Consider the following 21,256-nt stretch of genomic DNA (forward strand, 5'->3'; position numbering starts at 1 on the left):
TTCAGACCTCGACGATCTCGATCTGACGGAGGAAATCGGCGCCGACGGCGGCGCGCATCTCCTCGACGATCTCGTCGGACACCGGCGAATCGACGGTGAGGACCGATAGCGCGTAGCCGCCGGCGTCGGGGTGTGCGACCTGGAGGCCGACGATGTTGATGCCGGCGTCCCCGAGCAGTCGCGCGTAGATGGCGACGAGCCCCGGGCGGTCCGCGTAGCGGATCGCAAGGTGGTATCGCTCGAACGGCACCTCGATCTCGTAGCCGTTCACCTCGACGACCTTCGGCACCATCCGCGTGCCGGCGAGCGTCCCGGCCACCGTGAGCACGGTGCCGTCCGCGAGTGATCCGCGCAGCACCGTGAGGTTGCGGTACAACGGGCTGTCCGGCTCCACGATCAGCCGCGTCTCGATGCCCCGCTGCTCGGCGAACAACGGCGCGTTCACGTACGACACGTTCTCGCTGACGATATTCGTGAAGATGCCCTTCAGCGCCGCCAGACGGTACACGCTGACGTCGTACCCGGCGAGCTCGCCGCGTACCTCGATGTCCAGGCTCGTCAGCGCGGCCTCGCTGAGGCCGGTGAACAGCTGGCCCAGCATCTCGACCAGGGCGATGCCGGGGCGCACGAACGGGTCGATCACGCCGCCGGCGACGTTCACGGCATCCGGGACGAGGTCACCCTCCAGCGCGAGCTTCACGGACCGGGCCACCGAGATGCCGGCCTTCTCCTGCGCCTCGAACGTGGAGGCGCCCAGGTGCGGCGTGACGATGGCGTTCGGCAGGCTGAGCAGGCGCTGCGCGGGGCCGCCTTCGGCGGGCGGCTCCGAGGTGAAGACGTCCAGCGCCGCGCCGGCGATCACGCCGTCGGTGAGCGCGGTGTGCAGCGCCTCCTCGTCGATGAGTCCGCCGCGCGCGACGTTCACGATGTACGCGGTGGGCTTCATCAGCGCCAGCTGCTCCGTGCTGATCATGCCGGTGGTCTCCGGGGTCTTCGGCATGTGCACGGTGACGAAGTCGCTCTGGCGCAGCAATTCGTCCAGCGGCAGCAGCTCGACCTGCAGCTGCTGGGCGCGGGCCGGGGTCACGTACGGGTCGTAGCCGATCACGCGTACCCCGAACCCGCGCAGCCGCTCGGTGATGAGGCTGCCGATGCGGCCGAGGCCGACGATGCCGACCGTCTTCTCGTACAGCTCCATGCCGGTGAAGGCGCTGCGCTTCCATTCGCCGCGGGTCAGCGACGCGTCGGCGGCGGGGACGTGCCGGGCGAGCCCGAGGATGTGGGCTATCGTCAGCTCGGCCGCGGAGATGATGTTCGAAGTCGGCGCGTTCACGACCATGACGCCGGCGGCGGTGGCGGACTTGATGTCGACGTTGTCCAGGCCCACGCCCGCCCGGGCGATGACCTTCAAGCTGGGCGCCGCGGCGATGGCTTCGGCGTCCATCTTCGTCGCCGACCGGATGAGGACGGCGTCCGCGTCCGCGAGCTCGGCCAGCAGGACTCCCCGGTCCGTGCCGTCGACGGCGCGGATGTCGAAGTCCGGTCCGAGCGCGTCGATGGTGGCGGGAGAGAGCTGTTCGGCGATCAGGACGACGGGCTTGGTCACATCAGACCCTTCGGGACGGCGCGCCGCGCACGGCGCACGACGGCAAATGACGGGGATGCCGCGCCGCACGCCTTCGGGGCGAGACGCACACAGCCTACCGTGCCGCGGGCGCACTCCCGGACAGTGTGACGTCAGCCGACGACGAGGCTGGCCCCGCCGATGAGGGCGTAGGCGAGCACGTTGAGCCAGAACACGGCGACCAGCGCGAGCCCGCACAGCAGCAGCAGCGCCAGGACCGTCGGCGGGCGGCGGACCCCGAGCGCGAAAGCGGCGGCGAACACGAGAATCGGGAACGCCGACGCGAACAGCAGCAGCGCCCAGCCCGCGCCGTTCAGGCCCAGCGGGCCGGTGGCCTGGGCGATCAGGAACGCCACGGCGTTCCACACCGCGTACGCGTAGAAGAGTCCGGCGGCGCCCGAGATCACGGCCGCGAGCCACGTCGGCATGCCGCGCAGCGGCGTTGTCTGCACGCTCACTGCCCGACTCCGCCCAGAAGCGCGAACGGCCACGGCACCAGGAGCACGGCGCCCACGGCCAGCCAGAGGAACCGCAGCCAGGTCCGCGAGCGGCGGGTCAGCCACAGCGTGGTCGCGAACCAGATCGCCGGGGCGAGCACGGCCAGCCACACGGCCGGCACCGACGCGGCCGGGCTGACGAGGAACGACGCGACGCCCTGCAGGCGCACCCCGCCGACGACCCACCCGATCGTGAACAGCAGATAGACGCCGCCCAGCACGCCGACACCCACCAGCCCCGCGCTGCCGAGCGCGGGCTCGTCCTCTGTCTGCGTGTCGGTCGTGGCGGGCTGCTCAGCCGGGCCGCCGGTCGTGACGACCCGATCCGCGCCCTTCCCCTTCGCGTGCCATCCTGGCGGGAGCACGGGCCGAGGGTCGTCGTCACCGTCCCAGTGCAGTGCGTCCCCGTCGTCGTGGGGATCGGTGTCTGCCGGCATGCCGGTCAGTCTATGACACGCGAACGGGCCGGAGGATCACTCCCCCGGCCCGTTCGCGGACGTCCTGCTCAGCGTGCCGCAGAACCGTCCGTGTAGTCGCTGTCCTGCTGCTTCCATGCGAACAGCGCGCGCAGGTCCCGGCCGACGGACTCGATCGGGTGCGTCTCCTCCTTGGCGCGCAGGCCGAGGAACTCGGGCGCTCCGGCGTCCTGGTCGTCGATGAAGCGCTGCGCGAAGGCGCCGGACTGGATGTCGCCGAGGACCGCCTTCATGTTCTCCTTGACGTGCGGGTCGATCACGCGCGGGCCGGAGACGTAGTCGCCGTACTCCGCGGTGTCCGAGATCGACCAGCGCTGCTTGGCGATCCCGCCCTCCCACATCAGGTCCACGATGAGCTTGAGCTCGTGCAGCACCTCGAAGTAGGCGATCTGCGGCTGGTAACCCGCCTCGACGAGCGTCTCGAACCCGTACTGGACCAGGTGCGACATGCCACCGCACAGCACCGCCTGCTCGCCGAACAGATCGGTCTCGGTCTCCTCGGTGAACGTGGTCTTGATGCCGCCCGCACGCAGGCCGCCGATGGCCTTCGCGTACGACCAGGCGGTGTCCCACGCCGAGCCGCTGGCGTCCACCTCGACCGCGACGATCACCGGGACGCCGCGTCCCGCCTCGTACTCGCGGCGCACGGTGTGACCGGGGCCCTTCGGCGCGACCATCACCACGTCCACGCCCTCCGGCGCCGTGATGTATCCGAACCGGATGTTGAAGCCGTGTGCGAACAGCAGCGTCTTGCCGGGGGCCAGGTGGTCCTTGATCGAGTCGGCGTAGATGCCGCGCTGATGCTGGTCGGGGGCGAGGATGACGATGACATCCGCCCAATCGGCGGCGTCGGCGACGGTCTTGACCTCGAAGCCCGCCTCCTGCGCCTTCGGGATGGACGTGGAGCCCTCCTTCAGCGCGATCGCGACCTCGACCCCGGAGTCGCGCAGGTTCAGCGCGTGCGCGTGGCCCTGCGAGCCGTACCCGACGACGGCGACCTTCTTGCCCTGGATGACGGACAGGTCGGCGTCGGAGTCGTGGAAGATCTCTGTGGTCATGTGGGATTCTCCTTGGTTGTGTCGTTTCGTCTTCGTGCGCCGGTCGGACGGCGCGATGGGGTGTCAGCCGCGCAGCACCCGCTCGGTGATGCTCTTGCCGCCCCGGCCGATAGCGAGCAGCCCGGACTGGGCGAGCTCCTTGATCCCGAACGGCTCGAGCGCGCGCAGCAGGGCGTCCAGCTTGCCCTGGTCGCCGGTGGCCTCGATCACGAGCGCGTCCGCGGCGTAGTCGACCACGGAGGCGCGGAAAAGGTTCACGACCTCGATCACGTTCGACCGGCTCGTGTTGTCGGCGCGCACCTTGATCAGCGCATGCTCGCGCTGCACCGACGCGTCGGACTCGAGCTCGACGATCTTGATGACGTTGATGAGCTTGTTCAGCTGCTTCGTCACCTGCTCCAGCGGCAGTTCCTCGACGTCCACCACGACGGTGATCCGGCTCAGGCCGGGCACCTCGGTGACGCCGACGGCGAGGGACGAGATGTTGAAGCCGCGGCGGGCGAAAAGTCCGGCGACCCGGGTCAGCAGACCGGGCTTGTCCTCCACGAGGAGGCTCAGCACGTGGTTGGGCATGTCTTCCTCCTCCTCAGTCTTCGGTCTCGAACGCCGGGGCGTGGTCGCGGGCGTACTGGATGTAGCTGTTGCTGACCCCCTGCGGGACCATCGGCCACACCATGGCGTCGGCCGAGACGACGAAGTCGATCACGACGGGTCGGTCGTTCGTCTCCAGTGCCGTCGTGATGGCGGCGTCGACGTCCTCCGCCGTTTCGACCCGCAGCGCGAGGCACCCGTATGCGTCGGCGAGCTTGACGAAGTCCGGCACCCGGATCGTGTCGTGGCCCGTATTCAGGTCGGTGTTCGAGTGGCGGCCGTTGTAGAACAGTGTCTGCCACTGCCGTACCATGCCCAGCGACGAGTTGTTGATGATCGCAACCTTGATCGGGATGTTGTTGATGACGCAGGTGGCGAGCTCCTGGTTCGTCATCTGGAAGCATCCGTCGCCGTCGATCGCCCACACCACGCGGTCGGGCTCGGCGACCTTCGCGCCCATGGCGGCCGGGACCGCGTAACCCATCGTGCCGGCGCCCCCGGAGTTGAGCCAGGCGTTCGGGCGCTCGTACTTGATGAACTGCGCCGCCCACATCTGGTGCTGTCCGACGCCGGCCGCGTAGACCGCCTCGGGGCCGGTCAGCTCGCCGATGCGCTGGATGACGTACTGCGGCGAGAGCAGGCCGTCGCTGGTCGGCGCGAACCCGAGCGGGAATTCCTCGCGGATCCCGTCCAGGTACGCCCACCAGTCCTCGATCTCGGGCGCGTCGGTCTCCGCGACCGCGCGATACGCCACGTCGAGGTCGACGAGAACGTCCTTCAGGTCGCCGACGATCGGCACGTCGGCGACGCGGATCTTCGAGATCTCGGCGGGGTCGATGTCCACGTGCACGATCGTCGCGCCGGGGGCGAACAGCGCCGCCTTCCCGGTGACGCGGTCGTCGAACCGGGCGCCGAGGGCGACGATGAGGTCCGCCTCCTGCAGCGCGAGCACCGCGGGGACGGTGCCGTGCATGCCCGGCATCCCGAGGTGCTGCCGGTGCGAGTCGGGGAACGCACCGCGCGCCATCAGCGTGGTCACCACGGGCGCACCGGTCGACTCGGCGAGCCGGCGCAGCTCCTCCGAGGCCCGGGATCGGATCACGCCGCCGCCGACGTACAGGACGGGCTTGCGGGCGTGGGCCAGGAGCCGTGCCGCGGCCTGGATCTGCTTGCCGTGCGCCTTCGTCACCGGCCGGTAGCCGGGCAGGTCGATCTTGGGCGGCCAGATGAACGGGGCCTCGGCCTGCTGCGCATCCTTCGTGATGTCCACGAGCACCGGGCCGGGCCGGCCGGTCGACGCTATCTCATACGCGGCGGCCAGCGCGACCGGCACGTCCTCGGGACGCTTGACGAGGAAGGAGTGCTTCGTAATCGGCATCGTGATGCCCACGATGTCGGCTTCCTGGAACGCGTCGGTGCCCATCAGCGTGCTGAACACCTGCCCGGTGATCGCCAGCAGCGGCACCGAGTCCATGTAGGCGTCGGCGATCGCGGTGACGAGGTTGGTGGCCCCCGGGCCGGAAGTCGCGATGGCGACCCCCACGCGGCCTGATGCCGACGCGTAGCCTTCGGCGGCGTGTCCGGCGCCCTGCTCGTGGCGCACGAGGATGTGCCGGATGCCGGAGGCATCCATCAGCGGGTCGTAGACGGGCAGGATGGCGCCGCCGGGGATGCCGAAGACATCCGTGGCGCCGAGCAGCTCGAGGGAGCGGACGACCGCCTGCGCACCTGTGAGCACGGGCGCCGAGGCGGTGCGGGCGGGCGGCCGGGGAACGGCCGCAGTGGTGTCTGCGGGCATGGTGATGCTTTCTCGATCGAGCGGACTGACGGGCTTCTACGCGGCCGTTACCCCGTGACGGCCCCGAGCGCAGCGGAGCGCACGAGCGCGGAGTACTTGGCCAGGACGCCTCGGGTGTAGCGCGGTTTCAGCGGCTCCCACCCCACTGAGCGGGAGCTCAGCTCGGACGGGTCGACGAGTAGGTCGAGAGTGCGAGCCGCGATATCGACCCGTATCAGATCACCATCGCGCACGAAGGCGATAGGACCTGCGTCCACCGCCTCGGGTGCTATGTGGCCGATGCAGAGGCCGGTTGTGCCGCCGGAGAATCGACCGTCTGTCAAGAGTAATACATCTTTTCCGAGGCCTGCGCCCTTGATGGCGGCGGTGATGGCGAGCATTTCGCGCATCCCGGGCCCCCCCTTGGGACCCTCGTAGCGGATCACCACGACGTCGCCGGCGTGGATCTCGCCCGCCTCGAGCGCGTCCATCGCGGCGCGCTCGCGCTCGAACACGCGGGCAGGTCCCTCGAACACGGCGGCGTCGAACCCGGCGGTCTTCACGACCGCGCCGTCGGGCGCGAACGAGCCGTGCAGGATCGTGAGCCCGCCGGTCGCGTGGATGGGATTGTCGAACGAGTGGATCACGGTGCCGTCCACCGGTCCCGGCTGCAGCTGCGCGAGGTTCTCGGCCAGCGTCTTGCCGGTAACGGTCAGCGCGTCGCCGTGCAGCAGCCCTTCGTCGAGCATCGCCTTCATGATCACCGGGATGCCGCCGTGGGCGTCGACGTCGTTCATCACGAACTGGCCGTACGGCTTCATGTCGGCCACGTGCGGGACCCGGGAGCCGATCCGGTTGAAGTCGTGCAGGCTCAGCTCGACCTCGGCCTCGTGCGCGATGGCGAGAAGGTGCAGGACGACGTTCGTGGAGCCGCCGAGGGCCATCGCGAGGGCGATGGCGTTCTCGAACGCTTCGATGGTGAGGATGTCGCGGGTGGTGATCCCCTGCCGCAGCAGCTCGACGACGACCTCCCCCGAACGCCGGGCGTAGAAGTCGCGCCGCCGGTCCGCCGAAGGCGGCGCCGCGGAACCGGGCAGGCTCAGTCCCAGCGCCTCGGCCACCGAGGCCATCGTGTTGGCGGTGTACATGCCGCCGCAGGCGCCCTCGCCGGGGGCGAACGAGCACTCGATGCGGTGCAGGTCCTCCGCACTCATCCGGCCCGCCATGCACGCCCCGACCCCTTCGAAGGAGTCGATGATCGTGATCTCCCTCTCGGTGCCGTCGGACAGCGTGACCCAGCCGGGAGCTATCGACCCGGCGTACAGGAAGACGCTGGCGAGGTCCAGGCGGGCGCTGGCCATCAGCATCCCGGGGATCGACTTGTCGCATCCGGCCAGCAGCACGGTGCCGTCCAGGCGCTCGGCCATCACGACGGTCTCGACGGAGTCGGCGATGACCTCGCGCGAGACGAGCGAGAAGTGCATGCCCTCATGGCCCATCGAGATGCCGTCGGACACCGAGATGGTGCCGAACTGCAGCGGATATCCGCCGCCGGCGTGCACGCCGTGCTTGGCGCTCTGGGCGAGCCGGTCCAGGCTCAGATTGCAGGGCGTGATCTCGTTCCAGCTGGACGCTATCCCGATCTGCGGTTTCTCCCAGTCCCCGTCGCCCATCCCGACCCCCCGCAGCATTCCGCGGGAGGTGGTCGCCTCGATTCCGTCCGTCACCACGCGGCTGCGCGGCTTGATATCGATCGTGGTCCGCGAGTCAGACATGGTCGCAGTCTATTGGGCCGCGGCTGCGCGCAGGGTCACCAGCTCGTCCAGGAACGCTGCAAACGCGGGGATGTCGGGGACCACGACGGTGGCCGCGGTGGCCTGGCCGACACCCACGTGCACTCCCACGTCGCCCGCGGGAAGGCTGCGCAGCGCGTCCTCGTCGGTCAGGTCGTCACCGGCGAACAGGACGGTGTCGGCACCGGTGAGATCGCGCAGGTGCCGCACCGCGGTGTCCTTGCCCTCGTCGCGGAACGCGTACTCGACGATGTTGTGCCCGGTCCGTCGTCGCCAGTGCGGAGCGCCGGCGGCCACGAGGGCGTCGACGGCGTCGTCCGCGGTACGTGCGTCCGCGGCGGAGGCCCGGCGCGTGTGCACGCCGAAGCCGAACGTCTTCGGCTCGATGAACACGCCCGGCAGATGTCGGGTGGCCTCCTGCGCGGCCGCGCGCAGGCGGTCGCGCAGGACGATGTCCGCGGGGTCCTCGTCCGGTTCGACCGCGCCGTCATCGGGCGTCCAGTACTCGGCGCCGTGCGAGCCGGCCAGAAGAATGGGCGAGCCGTCGCGATGCTCGGCGATCACCCGCAGGTCCGACATGCTCCGGCCGGACACGAGCGCGACCCACGTCCGCGGCAGGGCGGTGAGCGCCGTGACCGCGTCGCGAGCGGCCGGCAGCATCCGGGCCGCCATCGGCTCGTTCTCCAACGGCGACAGCGTGCCGTCGAAGTCGACGGCCACCAGCAGTCGGTGCGCGCCCGCCATCCGCGCGAGCGCGCTGGCGCGCGCCGTCACGAGGCGTTCGCCTTCCGCGACCGTGCCAGGGCGGTGAGGAACCCGCGGGACCACGCGACCACGTCATGCTCCTGGACCCGATGACGGAGTTTTCGCATGCGTTTGCGCTGTTCGGTCGGCGGCATCTCCACGGCATCCATGATCGCGTCCTTCATGCCCTCGATGTCGTGCGGATTCACGCGGATCGCGGTGCTGAGCTCATCGGCGGCACCGGCGAACTCGCTGAGCACGAGCACTCCCTGGTTGTCGGTGCGGCTGGCCACGTACTCCTTTGCGACGAGGTTCATCCCGTCGCGCAGGGCGGTGACGAGCATGACGTCGGCCGCGAGGTACAGGGCGACCATCTCCTCCCGCGGGAACGCCTGGTGCAGGTAGCGGATTGCGGTGTGCTCCATGGTGTCGTGCGTGCCGTTGATCCGGCCCACGACCTGTTCGATCTCGTCGCGCAGCTGGGCGTACGCATCGACCCGCTCCCGGCTGGGACTGGCGACCTGAACCAGGGTCGCCCGTTCCACGGACAGCCGTCCCTCGTCGAACAGCTCGCCGATGGCCTCCATGCGGTGCCGGATGCCCTTCGTGTAGTCGAGCCGGTCGACGCCGAGGAAGATCTTCTCCGGGTTGCCGAGTTCCGCGCGGATCTCGGCGGCGCGACGGCGAATGTCGTCGCGCTGGGCGAGTTCGACATATGCGGCCGCGTCGATGGAGATGGGGAACGCCTTGGCCAGCGCCAGCCGCTGCGTGCCGTCCTCGTTGCGGACCCGGATGCCGCTGGCGCGCGTCTCGTACCGCAGCTGCCGGTGCACGGCGCGGGCGAAGTTGCTGGCATCGGCCGTGCGCTGGAATCCGATCACGTCCGCGCCCAGCAACCCCTCCAGGACCTGACGACGCCACGGAAGCTGGGAGAAAAGGCCGTATGCCGGAAACGGAATGTGATGGAAATAGCCGATCGTGACGTCCGGCCGCTGCGCGCGCACGAGCTGCGGGACCAGCTGCAGCTGGTAGTCCTGCACCCACACCGTCGCGTTCGGTGCGGCCGCGCGGGCGGCGGCGTCGGCGAACCGCTGATTGACCTCGACGTACGCGTTCCACCAGTCCCGGCGGTATCGCGGCGCCGCTATGACGTCGTGGTACAGGGGCCAGATGGTCCCGTTCGAGAAGCCCTCGTAGTAGTCCGCGACCTCGTGCTCGGACAGGCCGACCGGGACCAGGTGCATGCCGCTGAAGTCGAATTCGTCGACGTGCAGATCCGGCTGGCCGGGCCATCCCACCCACGCGCCATCGGCGTGGCGCATGACCGGCTCGAGCGCGGCGACCAGCCCGCCCGGGGATGGCCGCCACCCGCCCTCGTCGTCCCGATCCACGGGAAGTCGGTTCGCCACGACGACGAGGTCTGCATGGGACATCTGGGCGCCTGCCTTCGGTATCGCGGTGCTCTCAGGCTAACAGCGCGCTTCCCCCGGACACCCGGGGGAAGACGCCGCGCGGCGTTCGCGCTAGCGTGGACGGATGCGCAAGTACCTCTTCGGCACCGGCATCATCGGGGCGGTGATGGGGGGCATGACCCTGCTGCGGGGCCTCCGGGACGGCGAGCGGTTCACGTGGCGGGCGGGCCTGGGATGGCTCAGCTGGGCCATCACGCTCGCGCTGGCGGTCGGCTCGATCATCGATGTGCGCCGGGCCGGCACGGGCCACCTCGCGCCGGCCGACTCCCCCGTGGCCGGCCACGAGAAGAAGTACCTGAAGCGGCGCCTCGAGCGCTGAGGGCGCTCAGCGGGTGAGGATGAGCGCGTCGCCCTGACCGCCGCCTCCGCACAGCGCGACTGCGGCGGTGCCGCTGCCGCGCCGGGTCAGTTCGTGCACAGCGTGCACGACGAGCCGGTTGCCGCTCGCGCCGATCGGATGCCCGATGGCGATGCCGCCGCCGTGGATGTTCACGACGTCGTCGTCCAGGCCGAGTTCGCGCTGCGACCGCGCGACCACCGCGCCGAACGCCTCGTTGATCTCGACGACGTCGAGGTCCTCCACCGTGATCCCCTGCTTGCGCAGGGCCGTGCGGATGGCCTCAGCCGGCTGAGCGTGCAGCGAGTTGTCGGGCCCCGCGACCTGGCCGGACGCGCCCACCACGGCGAGCACATCCCACCCGTTGGCGTCCGCGTGCGACCGCGTGGTGAGCACGACGGCGGACGCGCCGTCCGAGATCTGCGACGAGTTTCCGGCCGTGATCGAGCCGCCCTCCGCGAACGCCGGGCGCAGCGCCGCCAGCGACGCAGGCGTGGTGTCCGGGCGGATGCCCTCGTCCCGGGTGACCACGAGCGGTTCGCCGCGGCGCTGCGGGATGGTGACCGGCACTATCTCCGCGTCGAACACGCCGGCATCCCACGCGGCGGCGGCGCGCTGGTGTGAGCGCGCGGCGACGGCATCCTGCTGCTCGCGGGTCACCTCGTACCGGTCGTTGAGCCGCTCGGTGGACGCGCCCATGCTCTCCCGGTCGTACGCGTCGGTGAGACCGTCGTACGCCATGTGGTCGAGCACCTCGATCGAGCCGTACGACCATCCGTCGCGCGAACCCGCGAGCAGGTGCGGCGCCCGGGTCATCGACTCCATGCCGGCGGCCACGACGACCGTGGCATCCCCCACCCGCAGCATCCGCGCCGCGTCGATCACCGCGGTCAGGCCCGAAAGGCAGACCTTGTTGACGGAGCCCGCGTGCACGGTCCAGGGAATCCCGGCGCCGACGGCGGCCTGCCGCGCCGGGTTCTGCCCGGCCCCCGCGGCCAGTACCTGGCCGACGAGCACCGCGTCCACGGCGTCGGCGGGGATGCCGGCCTTTTCCAGCGCCCCGGCGATGGCGGCGCTGCCCAGCTGCACCGCGGTCACGCCCGCCAGCTGGCCCTTCAGCCGCCCCTGCGGAGTCCGCGCGGCTGCGACGATGACGACGTCGTCCCTGTTCATGCCCCCACCTTAAGATCCGCTGCCACCTGCAGCTCCGGTTCGGTCGCCGCCAACACGTCCTGCACGGACACGCCCGGCGCCGTCTCGACGAGCACGAGCCCGTCGTCTGTCACATCGATCACCGCGAGGTCGGTGATGATCCGGTCCACGACCCGCTTCCCGGTCAGCGGGAGCGAGCACTCGTGCACGATCTTCGCGGAGCCGTCCTTCGCGACGTGCTCCATGAGGACGATCACCTTGCCGGCCCCGTGGACGAGGTCCATCGCACCGCCGGGGCCCTTCACCATCTTCCCGGGGATCATCCAGTTCGCCAGGTCGCCGTGCTCGGACACCTGCATAGCCCCGAGGATCGCGGCGTCGATCTTGCCGCCGCGGATCATCCCGAAGCTCGTGGCCGAATCGAAGAACGCGGCGCCCGGCAGCAGCGTCACGGTCTCCTTGCCGGCGTTGATGAGGTCGGGGTCGACGTGTTCGGCCGTCGGGTACGGCCCGACGCCGAGGATGCCGTTCTCGGACTGCAGCACCACGGTGACGTCCTCGGGGACGTAGTTGGGCACGAGCGTGGGCAGGCCGATGCCGAGGTTCACGTACGCGCCGTCGGGCAACTCCCGGGCCGCGCGCGCCGCCATCTCGTTGCGTGTCAGCGCCATGTCATGCTCCTTCCACGGGGGCAGCGACGGTGCGCCGCTCGATCCGCTTCTCGATGTCGGATCCGACCTCCACGATGCGGTGCACGTAGATGCCGGGAAGGTGGATGGCGTCCGCGTCGATCTCGCCCGGTTCGACGAGCTCCTCGACCTGGGCGATGCACACCCGGCCGCTCATCGCGGCGAGCGGGTTGAAATTGCGGGCGGCCTTGTTGAACACGAGGTTTCCGTGCCGGTCGCCGCGCAGCGCGTGCACGAGCGCGTAGTCGGCGACGATGCCCTCCTCGAGCACGCACTCGCGCTCCCGGCCGCCGACAGTGAAGAGGCGGGTCTCCTTGACCGGGGATGCCACGGCGATGCCGCCGTTGCCGTCGTAACGGCGCGGCAGCCCGCCCTCGGCAACCTGCGTGCCGACGCCGGTCGGGGTGAAGAACGCGGCGATGCCGGCGCCGCCGGCGCGCAGCTTCTCGGCGAGTGTGCCCTGCGGGGTCAGCTCGAGTTCGAGGTCGCCCTCGAGGAACTGGCGTTCGAACTCCTTGTTCTCGCCCACGTACGACGACGTCATCTTGCGGATCCGCCGGGCGGCCAGCAGCACGCCGAGCCCCCAGTCGTCGACGCCGCAGTTGTTCGAGATGATCGACAGATCGGTTGTGCCCTGCGCGAGCAGCGCGTCGATGAGGGCCATGGGGTTGCCGCTGAGCCCGAATCCGCCGACGGCGATCGTCGCGCCGTCCGGGATGTCGGCGACGGCGTCCGCCGCGCTTGCCACCTGTTTGTCGATCACCCGTGACCTCCTCGTCCTCGCGCATCTGTGCGTGCCTCTCCATCATCACGCCGCAGAGGCGTCGCGGCGCCGTCCCGTTTGCGATGTGGATGAACCCGGCCCTAGTGTTCACATAATGGACACCAGGACCGCGGTACCCGGAGCGCAGGCCATCGCCCGCGCGGCGTCGCTGCTGCGCCTGGTGACGGCGGCGGGCGCCGGCGGCGTGACCGTCAGCGATCTGGCCCGGCAGGCGGAGCTGACGCGTCCGACGACGCATCGCCTGCTGACCGCGCTGCGCCACGAGGGCCTGGTCGACCAGGACGACCGGACCGGCACGTGGATGCCGGGGCCCGAGCTGTTCCTGATGGGCAACGTAGCCGCCGCACGCTACGACATCACCGAGATTGCGCGGGACATCGTGCGCTCGCTGGCCGTGCGCACCGAGGAGAGCGCGTTCCTCTCGGTGCGGCGCGGCGACGAGACGGTGTGCCTGGTGCACGAGGAGGGCAGCTTCCCAATCCGGTCGTTCGTGCTGCATGAAGGGGTCCGCTTCCCCCTGGGCGTGGCGTCGGCGGGCCTCGCAATCCTCGCATTCCAGCCGCCCCACGATGTGGACGCGTATTTCGAGCGGCACCCCGAGCTTGCCGAGCGGTACGGCCCCGCGCACGACGAGGCGCGACTGCGCCGGCGGCTTCGCGAGACCACCGAGCGCGGGTACTCGCTCAACCCCGGGCTGATCGTCAAGGGCAGCTACGGCATCGGCGCAGCCGTGTTCAGCCGGGACGGGCACCCGCAATGGGCGCTGAGCCTGAACGGCGTGGAGTTCCGCTTCGGGCCCGATCGGCTGTCCGAGCTCGGCCGGACGCTGCTGGCCCATGCGCACCAGCTGACGTCGCGGATCGCCGCGGTCCGTCGCTGACCATCACTCTTCCCACGCGTGGGCGACGGCACCGGCCACCACATCCGCGCCACCGGGCGACATGGCTATCGTGTAGTGGTTGAGGCCCTCGACCCGCCGGTGGCGGACGCCGGGGTACGCGGGGAGCACGCGCTCGAGGTAATCCGGGGCGTACAAGCCCGGCGGATCGTCCTGCAGCCCCCGCGGAACCGTGATCAGGCGCACATCGTGTCGCATCCGCCCGAGTGCGTCGGGCAGGGCCGTGCCGGTGGTCATGTCGACCGTGTCGTCCACCACGGTGTCGTAGCTCGTCGCGGGACGCAGCATCCCAGCCCCCGCGTCCACAAGATCGTACGCGAGGTACTCCTCCAGCTCGGGACTCCAGTCGTTGCGGAAAGCGGGGTGATCACGCCAGAACGCGAGGTAGTCGCCGACCGAAGCGAAGCGCATGCGCAGCCGCGCGGCAGTGGGACCGAGGATGTGGGCGACCACCTGCTCGGGGTCCAGCCCCGAGGGCACGTCCAGCGGCAGTCCGCCGTCGACCAGCACCAGCCGTGCGACTGCGCGCGGGTGCAGGTCGGCCAGGACCGCTGCCACGAAGGCGCCCATCGAGTGCCCGACGACGAGTGTCTGCGCGACGTCGAGGGCGTCGAGCACCGCTGCCATGTCGGTTGCGTGGGCGGCCATGCCCGCCGCGCCGAGCACGGTGTTGCTGCGACCGCGCCCGCGCAGATCGGGAGCGATCAGCCGCACCCCCGGAAGTCGCTGCGCGACCTGCTGCCACGCCAGGTGCGAGGATGTCACGCCGTGCACGAGCAGCGCCGTGGGGGCATCGGACCGTTCGGCATCCCAGACGCCGACCCGAAGCATCCCTCCGTCGACGGCCACCTCGATCTCGCGGCGGGGACGGCTCATCGAGCTGTCCATCCACCGTCGATCGTGTACGAGGCTCCGGTGGTCATGCCCGATGCCGGCCCCACCAGCCAGCCCACCAGCGATGCGACCTCCTCAGGTTCGACGAGCCGCTTGACCGCCGTCTCGGTGAGCATGATCCTCTCGACCACCTCCGACTCCTCGATGCCGTGCACGGCCGCCTGATCGGCGATCTGCTTCTCCACCAGCGGCGTGCGCACATACGCCGGATTGACGCAGTTGCTGGTCACGCCGTGCGCGGCACCCTCGAGCGCGGTCACCTTCGACAGGCCCTCCAGCGCGTGCTTGGCCGCCACGTACGCGCTCTTGAATGCGCTGGCGCGCAGACCGTGCGCGCTGGAGATGTTGACCACGCGGCCCCAACCCCGGTCGTACATCCCCGGCAGCACTGCCCTGATGAGCAGGAACGGCGCTTCGACCATGAGTCGCTGGATGAGCCGGAACGCGTCTGGATCGAAGTCCACGATCGGGGCGACCCGCTGGATGCCGGCATTGTTCACGAGGATGTCGGCCTGCAGCCGCAGGTCGTCCAGCGCGCGGGTGTCCGACAGATCGACGGTCCACGCCTCGCCGCCGACCGCGGCGGCCGCCGCCTGCGCGGCATCCGCGTTCAGATCCGCGATCACGACGTGCGCGCCGCGTCCGGCCAGTTCCCGGGCGCAGGCCAGCCCGATGCCGCTGGCACCCCCGGTGACGACGGCACGCCTGCCGTCGAGGTCTCGCTCGGTCATGGCCGTCCGTCCTTCCGGGTCGCGCCGCGCACGGCGAGCGCGTTGTCGATGAATCGCATCATTGCGTCGAAGACCTCGTCCGGGATGCTCTCCGGCACCGTGCCGGCCCCGTCGCGCTCCCAGAGCAGGAAGCGCATGCCGATCAGCTCGCCCAGGCCCATCAGGGCCCACGCGGTGATCTCGGGATCCAGCGCCGGGTCGATCTGGCCGTCCCGCTGCGCACGGGCGAGACCCTGCTCGTACCCTTCCACGATGCGGGTGTAGTGCAACCGCAGCATCTCTGGCGAGACGAACTCGGCTTCGCGGACCACCCGATACAGCGCGGGGTGCTCAGCCGTGAACCGGAAGAACCCGGCGAAGCCCGCACGCTCCGCTGCGAGGCGATCGGTCGCGTGCGACATGGCCTCGGCCATCGAGTGACGCACACGCTGGTTCAAATCGAGGACGAGCGACTCGAAGATGGTCTGTTTGCTGTCGAAGTAGAGATAGAACGTGCCCAGCCCGATCCCGGCGCGTTCGGTGATCTTCACGATCGACGCTTCGTGATAGCCCTGGTCCGCGAAGACGTGCTCGGCGGCCGCGAGCAGGCGACGGCGCGTCGCCTCGCCGCGCTTGGTGAGCGGGCGGCCGGTGATCGACGAGACGTTCAGCGGGGTCTGCTCATCCTGCATGCTCATGGGATCCCTCCTGGATCAGGGCGCGTGCCCGTTCGCGCAGCCGTGAGCGCGCGAACTTGTCGATCGCCGACCGCGGCAGTTCGTCCACCGGGACGATGCGCACCGGCACCTTGAACGAGGCGAGGTGATCTCGGGCGTGAGCGATCAGCTCATCCTCCGAACACGCGGCCCCCGGCCGCAGTTCGACGAAGGCGACACCGCGCTCACCCCACACGCGGTCGGGGACCCCGACGGCGACGGCGGCTTGCACGTGCGGGTGCGTGCACAGGGCGCGCTCGACTTCGGCGGGGGCGATGTTCTCCCCGCCGGAGATGTAGATGTCCTTGACCCGGTCGACGATGCGATACCGGCCGGATCCGTCCCGGCGCGCCAGATCCCCGGTTCGCAGCCACTCCCCGCACCGGGCGCGCGCGCTTTCGGCCGCGTCGCCCAGGTATCCGGCGAACACGCTGGGCCCGCGGACCCAGAGCTCGCCGATGGCGCCCGCCCCCAGCGGCAGACCGGTGGCGGGATCCGCGATGCAGACGTCCACGTGCGGATAGGCGGCCCCGACGGTGCCGGCCGCGGCGTCCCCTTCGCCGGCGGTGACCGTCAACACGTTCGGGCCCGCTTCGGTGAGGCCGTAGCCGGCCAGCAGCTCGACACCGCGGATGCGCCAGGCCCCGCGAAGGTCCTCGTCCAGCGGGGCGCCGCCGACCTGCGCGATGCGCAGCGAGGAGAGATCGGATGCCGGGAACCGGACGTCGTCGGCGAGAAGACGATACTGGGTGGGCACGCCCATGAGCGCGCTCACGCCGCGCTCCGGGATCAGCTGCAATATCCGGTCGGGCTGGAACGATCGCTCCAAGACCACGGTCGCTCCCGCCCACCATGCCAGGAGCGGCTGCACGTTCCAGGCCGCGACGTGGAACTGCGGGAGGGCGCACAGGACCACGTCCGACGCGGTCAGCTGGACCACGCCGTCCAGCGCGAGGTTGTTCCAGAAGCAGTTCGCATGCGTGAGCACGACGCCTTTGGGCGTCCCCTCGCTCCCCGAGGTGAAGATGACCAGGGCGGGGTCGTCGTCGCGGACCGCTCGTGCCGCGGTGGCCGGTCCGGAGCTGCCGGACCGAGACGGCACATGCGTTTCGACTCCGGCGACGCCGAGCATCGCGGTCGGTGCGAAGCCCCGCGTCCGGCTGATCGCGTCGGAGGCGAGACCCGCGTACTCCTCCTCGACGAGGATGAGTTGCGGGTCGGCGCGGTCGACGACCGCCGCCAGTTCGGCGGCGGTCAGGCGCCACGACAGCGGGACGAACGCGACCCCGATCTTCACGCAGGCGAAGAACGCCACGACGTGGTCGATGGAGTTGCCGGACAGCGTCGCGATCCGGTCGCCGGGTCCATACCCGCTGCGCACGAACAGCGAAGCCAGGGCGGCGGCGCGCTCGTGCAGCCGGCGATAGTCGATCGTCACACCTCGGTCGTCGATGGCGGTCTTCCCCGGGGACGCGGCGGCACGGTCGTCCAGCCACCGTCCGATGGTGTGCGGCTCGTCCGCCGGGGCCCATGTCCCCGGAACGATCGTCACGCCCGGACCTCCGCCTCGGTGACCGCGGCATCCTCGTGTTCGGCATCCGCGAAGGCATCCGGCACCCGCCGTCCACGCCGACGGCGCGCCAGGGCGTCGACGGTGCCGGCGATGCCGCCGGGCAGGAACATCACCACGATGATGAACAGTACGCCCAGCAGGAACAGCGGCTCGGACAGGGGAATGCGCAGCACGTCCGGAAGCCCTGCGATGGCGTCGGACCGGGCGAGCACGGTCAGACGCTGGTCGAGCAGCGTGTAGACGACGCCACCGACGATGGCGCCCCAGCGGAACCCGACCCCGCCCAGGACCACCATCACCAGCACCGTGATCGTCAGATCGGCGGAGACCGCGTGCGGCTGCGTACCGCTCTGCAGCAGCATGTAGGCGATGCCCGCCAGGCCACCGGCGACGGCGGCCGCGAGGAAGACGACGAGCTTGGCACGGTAGGGGCTCAGGCCCAGCACTCGCACCCGCAGGTCGTTTTCGCGGGCTGCGCGGGCGATATGCCCGAGCCGGGAGCGGTCCACCCACACCGCGATCAGATAGGCGATCACCACGACCGCCAGGGCGAACCAGTACAGATTGCGGGTGTTGACGACGCCCACCAATGCGTCCGGCACGTGCGCGGTGGGCAAGCTCAGCCCTTCTTCCCCGCCGGTGATCTGCGCATTGCGTCGAACGAGCACGGATGCCGCCTGGGCGAATGCGAGCGTCACCATGGCGAACGGGATGCCATTGACCCGCAGGCTGATCGCACCGGTGATCACCGCGATGACCAGCCCGCCCAGCACCGAGATCGCCACGCCCTGCCACAGCGGCACCTGCAGGGCCTGCAGCACGATCCCCAACCCGTACGCGCCCGCGCCGAACGAGAGAGCATGGCCGAAGGAGAGCAGCCCGGCGGTTCCCAGCAGCATGTTGTACGACAGCGCCAGTGCCCCGTACACCATGCACAACGAGATCAGCGCGAGGCTGCCGGGCGTGTAGGTGGGACCGGGCAGGATCCCGGGGATGCTGAGGTTCAGCAGCGGCAGGATCGCGAGGACGGCCACCACGACCACGCCGACGAGTGGCGCAGTGGCGATCCGCCACGCGGTTCGGTGCTCGCTCGGCATCATGCGCGCCTCCCCAGAAGTCCGGCCGGTCGCACCAGGAGCACGACGGCGAGCAGCACGACGACGATGAAGTCACCGGTGCCGGCGAGGAAGAAATTCGCGAACTGCTGGAGCACGGCCACCAGCACGGAGGCGATCGCCGCGCCGAGCAGCGAACCGAGGCCGCCGACGATCGTGACGATGAACGCGAAGATCAGCAGCGTCTGGCCGAGCCCCGCGGACACGTACCCCGCCCACTGCGCGGCGAGCACGCCACCGATGCCGGCGGCGGCCCCTCCGATCGCGAACACGATCGTGAAGGAGCGTCGGACGTCGATGCCGAGGGCGGTGACCATGGCCCGATTCTCGACACCCGCGCGGATGATGACGCCGTAGCGGGTGCGTCTTAGGAACAGGACGAGCAGGGCGAGGACGACGGTGGCGGCCACCATCAGCAGCCAATACACGTTGGGGACCTTCGCGCCGAGGATCTCCGTCGTACGGCCGAGCCACGCCGGACCGGGGATGTAGATCGGGTCGGTGCCCCACATGCCGTCGAACAGGGCGATGGCGGCGAACGAGAGCCCAACGGTGACGAGGACCTGCTCGATGTGCCGCTCGTACAGGGGGCGGATCAGCGCGAGCTCGGTCAGTGCGGCGAACGCTGCGCCCACGAGGGCCCCGACGAGGATGGACGCGGCGAACCCGCCCCAGCTGCCGGCGTCCATCCGCCGCGCGACCTCCCAGCCGACGAACGCGCTCAGCGAGAGGAACACGCCGTGGGCGAAGTTCAGAACGTGCATGAGACCGTAGATCAGGCTGAGACCGGACGCCACAAGGAAGTACAGTGCGCCGAGGCCGACACCGGTGAGCAGGGCGAGGATGACGGTGCTCATCTGTGCACCCCCTGCTCCGCATCGTCGCCGGCCCGGTCTGCGTGCACGCCCAGGAGCCGGCGGGTCAGCTCGGCGTCATCGAGGATGTCGGCCGTTGCACCCGTGTGCACGACCCGGCCGGCGGCGATGACGATGGCACGCGCGGCGAGCCGTCGCACGACCTGGAGGTTCTGCTCGACCAGGACGATCGGGACGGTGCGCGCCGCCTGTTCGAGTGCGGCCGCCACCTCGTCGACCACCTTCGGCGCGAGACCCTTGGTCGGCTCGTCGACGAGCAGCACGCGGTTGTCGTTGAGCAGGGCCCGAGCTATCGACACCATCTGCTGCTGGCCGCCCGAAAGCGTGCCGGCGCGCTGCTGCGCGCGTGCAGTCAGATCGGGGAACAGCTCGGCGACGCGGTCGCGGTGCGGCGTGCGGCTCCGTTCGGCCAGGGCGAGGTTCTCCGCGACGGTCAGGCCGGCGAAGACCTCGCGGTCCTCGGGCACGTAGCCCACGCCGCGCTGCGCGATCCGGTGGGTGAGCAGTCCGTCGATGCGCTCCCCCGCCAGGCGCACCTCCCCGCGGCGCGGGATGAGTCCCATGATCGCCCGAAGCGTCGAGGTCTTGCCCACACCGTTGCGTCCGAGCACGGCGGTCACACCGTGGGCTGCGACGTCGAACGTGACATCCTCGACGACCTGCTGACCGGCGATCGAGGCACGCAGCCCCCGCACCTGCAGAACAGACGTGTCCGTCATGCCGCGCTCCCCAGGTAGGCGCTCTGCACGAGCGGGTCCGCCATCACCGTCGTCGGGGCGTCGAACGCGATGATGGAGCCGGCGTACATCACCGCGACCTTCTGCACGAGGCCCATCAGCACCTCGATGTGGTGCTCCACCATGAGCACAGTGCAGCCCGTGGCGCGGTGCAGCTCACGGATGCTGTCGACGAGCCCCGCGACATCTCCGGAGGCGACACCGGCCATCGGCTCGTCCAGCAGGATGACGCGGGCACGGGTGGCCAGCAGCACGGCGATTTCGAGCTTGCGCTTGTCGCCGTGCGAGATGTCGCCGGCGCGCGCGCCCGCGCGGTGGGCCAGCCCGACGATCTGGAGCTTCTCGTGCGCCGTGGCGGTGGCCTGATCCGCCGCCGTCGGGAACCGCAGCAGCGAGTAGCTGCCACCGAGGGCGGCCTGCGCTGCGAGGCGTACATTCTCGAGGACGCTCAGCTGGGGAAAGAGGCTGGAGGTCTGGAAGGTGCGCCCCAGTCCTGCCCGCGCTCGGCGGGCCACCGACATCCGGGTGATGTCGGTGCCGGCCATCTCGACACTGCCTGCAGTGGGGCGGACCAGACCGGAGATCGCGTTGAACAGCGTCGTCTTGCCGGCTCCGTTGGGGCCGATGACGCCGACCAACGCGCCGGGCGGCACGTCGAGGTCGACATCCTTCAGGATTCCGATGCCGCCGATCTGCAGGCCGAGTCCGCGAATGCGCAGCGCGGGCGGGACTGGGATGCTCATG

General features: G+C 70.2%; 22 protein-coding genes. 2 read left to right on the forward strand and 20 right to left on the reverse strand.

Going from position 1 to position 21,256, the window contains the following annotated elements; all coding sequences use genetic code 11:
- Position 1 precedes the first annotated feature (1 nt).
- The 9 genes from serA to GH740_RS09895 all read right to left on the reverse strand — a co-directional run bounded on the left by serA (position 2) and on the right by GH740_RS09895 (position 9,993).
- On the reverse strand, positions 2 to 1,606 hold the full coding sequence (gene serA, locus GH740_RS09855) for a phosphoglycerate dehydrogenase (RefSeq protein ID WP_367641366.1): 1,605 nt from the start codon (positions 1,604 to 1,606) through the stop codon (positions 2 to 4).
- Between the two features lie 131 nt (positions 1,607 to 1,737).
- The gene (locus GH740_RS09860) at positions 1,738 to 2,082 is read right to left on the reverse strand and encodes a hypothetical protein (RefSeq protein ID WP_367641368.1); all 345 of its coding nucleotides are present in this window, start codon (positions 2,080 to 2,082) and stop codon (positions 1,738 to 1,740) included.
- On the reverse strand, positions 2,079 to 2,558 hold the full coding sequence (locus GH740_RS09865; protein ID WP_153745927.1) for a DNA polymerase III subunit gamma/tau: 480 nt from the start codon (positions 2,556 to 2,558) through the stop codon (positions 2,079 to 2,081). The genes GH740_RS09860 and GH740_RS09865 overlap by 4 nt, the downstream gene beginning before the upstream one ends.
- A gap of 68 nt (positions 2,559 to 2,626) precedes the next feature.
- On the reverse strand, positions 2,627 to 3,712 hold the full coding sequence (gene ilvC / locus GH740_RS09870) for a ketol-acid reductoisomerase (protein ID WP_367641458.1): 1,086 nt from the start codon (positions 3,710 to 3,712) through the stop codon (positions 2,627 to 2,629).
- 6 nt (positions 3,713 to 3,718) lie between these two features.
- Positions 3,719 to 4,228, reverse strand: a complete 510-nt coding sequence (gene ilvN, locus GH740_RS09875; RefSeq protein ID WP_153745929.1) for an acetolactate synthase small subunit — start codon at positions 4,226 to 4,228, stop codon at positions 3,719 to 3,721.
- A gap of 13 nt (positions 4,229 to 4,241) precedes the next feature.
- Positions 4,242 to 6,044 (reverse strand): acetolactate synthase large subunit, encoded by a 1,803-nt coding sequence (locus GH740_RS09880; RefSeq protein WP_153745930.1) that lies wholly within the window; start codon positions 6,042 to 6,044, stop codon positions 4,242 to 4,244.
- A 47-nt stretch (positions 6,045 to 6,091) separates the two neighbouring features.
- A complete protein-coding gene (gene ilvD, locus GH740_RS09885) occupies positions 6,092 to 7,798 on the reverse strand; it encodes a dihydroxy-acid dehydratase (RefSeq protein ID WP_153745931.1) in 1,707 nt (568 codons plus the stop codon).
- 9 nt (positions 7,799 to 7,807) lie between these two features.
- Complete coding sequence (gene otsB / locus GH740_RS09890) at positions 7,808 to 8,590, reverse strand: trehalose-phosphatase (protein WP_367641371.1); 783 nt, start codon at positions 8,588 to 8,590, stop codon at positions 7,808 to 7,810.
- Positions 8,587 to 9,993: a trehalose-6-phosphate synthase gene (locus GH740_RS09895; RefSeq protein ID WP_153745932.1), complete on the reverse strand. Its 1,407-nt coding sequence runs from the start codon at positions 9,991 to 9,993 to the stop codon at positions 8,587 to 8,589. The genes otsB and GH740_RS09895 overlap by 4 nt, the downstream gene beginning before the upstream one ends.
- Positions 9,994 to 10,096: 103 nt before the next feature.
- Between GH740_RS09895 and GH740_RS09900 the strand changes: the two genes are divergently transcribed.
- Complete coding sequence (locus GH740_RS09900; RefSeq protein WP_153745933.1) at positions 10,097 to 10,351, forward strand: hypothetical protein; 255 nt, start codon at positions 10,097 to 10,099, stop codon at positions 10,349 to 10,351.
- Between the two features lie 6 nt (positions 10,352 to 10,357).
- Here GH740_RS09900 and GH740_RS09905 read toward each other — a convergent pair whose 3' ends face one another.
- Genes GH740_RS09905 through GH740_RS09915 form a run of 3 tightly spaced genes read right to left on the reverse strand, consistent with a single transcriptional unit; the run spans position 10,358 to position 12,973 of the window.
- Entirely contained in the window at positions 10,358 to 11,542 is a 1,185-nt protein-coding gene (locus GH740_RS09905; RefSeq protein WP_153745934.1) for an acetyl-CoA C-acetyltransferase, read from the reverse strand.
- Positions 11,539 to 12,192: a CoA transferase subunit B gene (locus tag GH740_RS09910; protein ID WP_172978347.1), complete on the reverse strand. Its 654-nt coding sequence runs from the start codon at positions 12,190 to 12,192 to the stop codon at positions 11,539 to 11,541. The genes GH740_RS09905 and GH740_RS09910 overlap by 4 nt, the downstream gene beginning before the upstream one ends.
- 1 nt (position 12,193) lies before the next feature.
- Positions 12,194 to 12,973: a CoA transferase subunit A gene (locus GH740_RS09915; protein ID WP_367641375.1), complete on the reverse strand. Its 780-nt coding sequence runs from the start codon at positions 12,971 to 12,973 to the stop codon at positions 12,194 to 12,196.
- A 115-nt stretch (positions 12,974 to 13,088) separates the two neighbouring features.
- On the opposite strand from GH740_RS09915, the gene GH740_RS09920 reads away from it, so the two are divergent.
- Positions 13,089 to 13,874, forward strand: a complete 786-nt coding sequence (locus GH740_RS09920; protein ID WP_153745935.1) for an IclR family transcriptional regulator — start codon at positions 13,089 to 13,091, stop codon at positions 13,872 to 13,874.
- A gap of 3 nt (positions 13,875 to 13,877) precedes the next feature.
- Here the strand turns inward: GH740_RS09920 and GH740_RS09925 are convergent, their stop codons facing one another.
- From GH740_RS09925 to GH740_RS09960, 8 genes are read right to left on the reverse strand one after another with little or no spacing between them, the layout of a single operon-like run.
- On the reverse strand, positions 13,878 to 14,768 hold the full coding sequence (locus GH740_RS09925; protein WP_253941352.1) for an alpha/beta fold hydrolase: 891 nt from the start codon (positions 14,766 to 14,768) through the stop codon (positions 13,878 to 13,880).
- Positions 14,765 to 15,517, reverse strand: coding sequence for a 3-hydroxybutyrate dehydrogenase (locus GH740_RS09930; RefSeq protein ID WP_153745937.1), 753 nt, complete (start codon positions 15,515 to 15,517; stop codon positions 14,765 to 14,767). Before GH740_RS09930 ends, GH740_RS09925 begins: the two co-directional genes overlap by 4 nt.
- Positions 15,514 to 16,194, reverse strand: a complete 681-nt coding sequence (locus GH740_RS09935) for a TetR/AcrR family transcriptional regulator (protein WP_153745938.1) — start codon at positions 16,192 to 16,194, stop codon at positions 15,514 to 15,516. Before GH740_RS09935 ends, GH740_RS09930 begins: the two co-directional genes overlap by 4 nt.
- The gene (locus GH740_RS09940; RefSeq protein WP_367641378.1) at positions 16,178 to 17,764 is read right to left on the reverse strand and encodes a class I adenylate-forming enzyme family protein; all 1,587 of its coding nucleotides are present in this window, start codon (positions 17,762 to 17,764) and stop codon (positions 16,178 to 16,180) included. Before GH740_RS09940 ends, GH740_RS09935 begins: the two co-directional genes overlap by 17 nt.
- Positions 17,761 to 18,885, reverse strand: coding sequence for a branched-chain amino acid ABC transporter permease (locus GH740_RS09945; protein ID WP_153745939.1), 1,125 nt, complete (start codon positions 18,883 to 18,885; stop codon positions 17,761 to 17,763). The genes GH740_RS09940 and GH740_RS09945 overlap by 4 nt, the downstream gene beginning before the upstream one ends.
- Positions 18,882 to 19,757, reverse strand: coding sequence for a branched-chain amino acid ABC transporter permease (locus GH740_RS09950; RefSeq protein ID WP_153745940.1), 876 nt, complete (start codon positions 19,755 to 19,757; stop codon positions 18,882 to 18,884). The genes GH740_RS09945 and GH740_RS09950 overlap by 4 nt, the downstream gene beginning before the upstream one ends.
- The gene (locus GH740_RS09955; protein ID WP_153745941.1) at positions 19,754 to 20,494 is read right to left on the reverse strand and encodes an ABC transporter ATP-binding protein; all 741 of its coding nucleotides are present in this window, start codon (positions 20,492 to 20,494) and stop codon (positions 19,754 to 19,756) included. The genes GH740_RS09950 and GH740_RS09955 overlap by 4 nt, the downstream gene beginning before the upstream one ends.
- On the reverse strand, positions 20,491 to 21,255 hold the full coding sequence (locus tag GH740_RS09960; RefSeq protein WP_153745942.1) for an ABC transporter ATP-binding protein: 765 nt from the start codon (positions 21,253 to 21,255) through the stop codon (positions 20,491 to 20,493). Before GH740_RS09960 ends, GH740_RS09955 begins: the two co-directional genes overlap by 4 nt.
- Position 21,256 lies beyond the last annotated feature (1 nt).

Origin of the sequence: Microbacterium sp. SYP-A9085, assembly GCF_009649635.1 — a bacterium.
GTDB lineage: Bacteria > Actinomycetota > Actinomycetes > Actinomycetales > Microbacteriaceae > Microbacterium.

What these genes read in the sequence shown, in the direction of transcription:
- GH740_RS09905 (WP_153745934.1), bottom strand. Translation starts at nt 11,542, where the DNA reads ATGAACAGGGACGACGTCGTCATCGTCGCAGCCGCGCGGACTCCGCAG.
- GH740_RS09955 (WP_153745941.1), bottom strand. Translation starts at nt 20,494, where the DNA reads ATGACGGACACGTCTGTTCTGCAGGTGCGGGGGCTGCGTGCCTCGATC.
- GH740_RS09900 (WP_153745933.1), top strand. Translation starts at nt 10,097, where the DNA reads ATGCGCAAGTACCTCTTCGGCACCGGCATCATCGGGGCGGTGATGGGG.
- GH740_RS09945 (WP_153745939.1), bottom strand. Translation starts at nt 18,885, where the DNA reads ATGATGCCGAGCGAGCACCGAACCGCGTGGCGGATCGCCACTGCGCCA.
- GH740_RS09930 (WP_153745937.1), bottom strand. Translation starts at nt 15,517, where the DNA reads ATGACCGAGCGAGACCTCGACGGCAGGCGTGCCGTCGTCACCGGGGGT.
- GH740_RS09880 (WP_153745930.1), bottom strand. Translation starts at nt 6,044, where the DNA reads ATGCCCGCAGACACCACTGCGGCCGTTCCCCGGCCGCCCGCCCGCACC.
- GH740_RS09920 (WP_153745935.1), top strand. Translation starts at nt 13,089, where the DNA reads ATGGACACCAGGACCGCGGTACCCGGAGCGCAGGCCATCGCCCGCGCG.
- ilvN (WP_153745929.1), bottom strand. Translation starts at nt 4,228, where the DNA reads ATGCCCAACCACGTGCTGAGCCTCCTCGTGGAGGACAAGCCCGGTCTG.
- GH740_RS09910 (WP_172978347.1), bottom strand. Translation starts at nt 12,192, where the DNA reads ATGGCGCTGACACGCAACGAGATGGCGGCGCGCGCGGCCCGGGAGTTG.
- GH740_RS09925 (WP_253941352.1), bottom strand. Translation starts at nt 14,768, where the DNA reads ATGAGCCGTCCCCGCCGCGAGATCGAGGTGGCCGTCGACGGAGGGATG.
- GH740_RS09950 (WP_153745940.1), bottom strand. Translation starts at nt 19,757, where the DNA reads ATGAGCACCGTCATCCTCGCCCTGCTCACCGGTGTCGGCCTCGGCGCA.
- GH740_RS09935 (WP_153745938.1), bottom strand. Translation starts at nt 16,194, where the DNA reads ATGAGCATGCAGGATGAGCAGACCCCGCTGAACGTCTCGTCGATCACC.
- GH740_RS09895 (WP_153745932.1), bottom strand. Translation starts at nt 9,993, where the DNA reads ATGTCCCATGCAGACCTCGTCGTCGTGGCGAACCGACTTCCCGTGGAT.
- GH740_RS09960 (WP_153745942.1), bottom strand. Translation starts at nt 21,255, where the DNA reads ATGAGCATCCCAGTCCCGCCCGCGCTGCGCATTCGCGGACTCGGCCTG.
- ilvD (WP_153745931.1), bottom strand. Translation starts at nt 7,798, where the DNA reads ATGTCTGACTCGCGGACCACGATCGATATCAAGCCGCGCAGCCGCGTG.
- GH740_RS09865 (WP_153745927.1), bottom strand. Translation starts at nt 2,558, where the DNA reads ATGCCGGCAGACACCGATCCCCACGACGACGGGGACGCACTGCACTGG.